The sequence below is a fragment of the Mesorhizobium sp. M7A.F.Ca.CA.002.04.1.1 genome (assembly GCF_004022805.1).
Lineage (GTDB): Bacteria > Pseudomonadota > Alphaproteobacteria > Rhizobiales > Rhizobiaceae > Mesorhizobium > Mesorhizobium ciceri.
In genome coordinates this window covers 1-2019 of the sequence record NZ_RZPL01000894.1, presented here as the reverse complement: position 1 = coordinate 2019, position 2019 = coordinate 1, and the positions used below count along the sequence as shown (strand labels likewise).

Annotated in this window: 1 protein-coding gene and 1 pseudogene; both read right to left on the bottom strand. The window is 67.2% G+C overall.

What is annotated here, in order from left to right:
- On the bottom strand, window positions 1–763 hold a 763-nt coding region (gene cobG, locus ENZ75_RS30080), incomplete at its 3' end, for a precorrin-3B synthase (RefSeq protein WP_128278558.1).
- A pseudogene (locus ENZ75_RS30075) lies at window positions 760–1962 on the bottom strand (cobaltochelatase subunit CobN); the annotation flags it as partial. The pseudogene ENZ75_RS30075 and the gene cobG, both read right to left, overlap by 4 nt.
- Window positions 1963–2019 lie beyond the last annotated feature (57 nt).

Below are 2019 nucleotides of genomic sequence, written 5' to 3'. Positions count from 1 at the left end.
CTGTTAAGGAAAAGCCGGCGTCGAAGCTGCCAATCTCCCCGCCTGAGGGGGAGATGTCCGGCAGGACAGAGGGGGGCGCCTCGCGCAAACTCGTCGAGCACAGCCAACCCGCCAAAGACACTAATTGCCTCTCCGATAAATCCCTTGCGTGGGCCTCGCGGCCTTTCTCTGCAACCATCCTTAGAGCTGCAACGGCAATATCGCGCGCCGCACCTTGATCGGCAAACGCCAGCGGCCTCGCATTCCTCCCGTCACCCGCGACAGACACGCGCCACCGAACTCCCGCATCGGTGCGCGTTGCAGCAAGCCGCACGTCGGCCGTGACCGCATCCATGGCGAGTTGCCCGCAGCCGTCCACAACGACCGACACCTTCGGTCTTAGGCGCTGTACGAGCCCAGCTTCTTCGATCGCAGCCCTGATACGTTCAGCCAGCGGCCGGGGATCGGCAATCTCTTGCGGATCAATGCCTGCCAGCGGCCCGGTCTCGACCGGCACGCCGGTGCGAACCGCGATATCAAGCGCATCGACCTCCGCCGCCAGCAGCGCAGCACTTTGCGCCGTCAGGCCGCGTATCTGCAAACTGCCGCGCGCGGTGACTTCCATGATGCCATTGCCGTGCCGCAAAGCGGATTCGGCTAGTCCGATCAACGACTCTGGCGACATTCCCCCAGCAACCGGGTTGAGCCGCACCAGCAGGCCGTCGCCGGTTTGCATCGGTGCCGACAAAGCCGGACAGGCGCCGCGGCGCGAGAAGGCGCTCATGCCGCCACCCCAAGTGCTTCTGCCTCGGCAATCAGGGCCGTCAAATCGTCGTCGATGGAATTGCGCAGGGGATGCCAGAGGCCGCGCCGGCGCGCCGACAGGAAACGCTCGGCGATGATTTTTGCGGCGGCGGGGTTTTCGCGCAGGATGAAGGCGCGGACCATGGGATCGCCGACATAGGCGTCATGCACCGCCTCGATCAGCGTTCCCGGAATGGCGTGCGTGGTTTCGGCGAAGCCGACCAGCCGGTCGACGGTTTCGGCGAATTCGGAGGCACCGCGCGGGCCGTGCCGCATCTGGCCAGCGATGAAACGGGCATTGACGGCGCGGGCACGCACGACGCGCGCTACGGCCTCACTGATCGAGCGTGGCTTCGGCTTTTGCGGGTCCGTGGTGTCGAGCACGATGACGTCGGCATTCCTGCCGAGCGCCGCAAGTGCTGCGGAAAAGCCGCCGATGAAGGCCACATCGGCGGAGCCCTCGAGGATGTCGCGGCCGGGGTCGTCGCCGGTGTGGACGAGAAGATCGGCTTCGGCGATGCGGCCCTCGAAGGCGCCGGGCGCGGAGATGCCTTCGCCCCCGGCGCCGCCATAGGCGTGCGATGTAGCGTCGAGATAGGCGCGGCCGATTTCGTCGCGTGCCGCCCAGTCGCCGGAGGACATGAGATCCTCGACGCCGGCGCCGTATGTGCCCGGCGAGGTGCCGAAGATGCGCGGGCTGATCTTGCCGTCGGCGCGGGTTTTGGCCGCGAGCGGGTTTTCCGAATCGTCCTCGTCGCGCGCGGCAACCGCGTTGGCTGCGGCATCGATCAGCGCGATCTGGGTCGGGAACATGTCGCGGAACAGGCCTGATATGCGCCATGTGACATCGACGCGTGGCCTTCCGAGCGTGGCCGGCGGCAGCACTTCGATGCCGGTGATGCGGCCGGTGGCCAAATCCCATTGCGGCCGGCAGCCCATCAGCGCCAGGCCTTGAGCGATCTCCTCGCCGCCGGTGCGCAGCGATGCCGAGCCCCAGAGATCGATGACTAGCGAGCGTGGCCAGTCGCCATGCGACTGCATGTAGCCGCGCACGACTTCCTCCGCCGCTGCCCTGCCCAGATCATAGGCGGTCGGCGTCGGCATGGTGCGCGGGTCCGAGGTGAACAAATTGCGGCCGGTAGGCAAGACGTCCGAGCGGCCGCGCGCAGGCGCGCCGGCAAAGTGCTGAAGCCGAGAAGACGGCGCTCATCGCCGCGCTCGATGGCCGCCACGTCA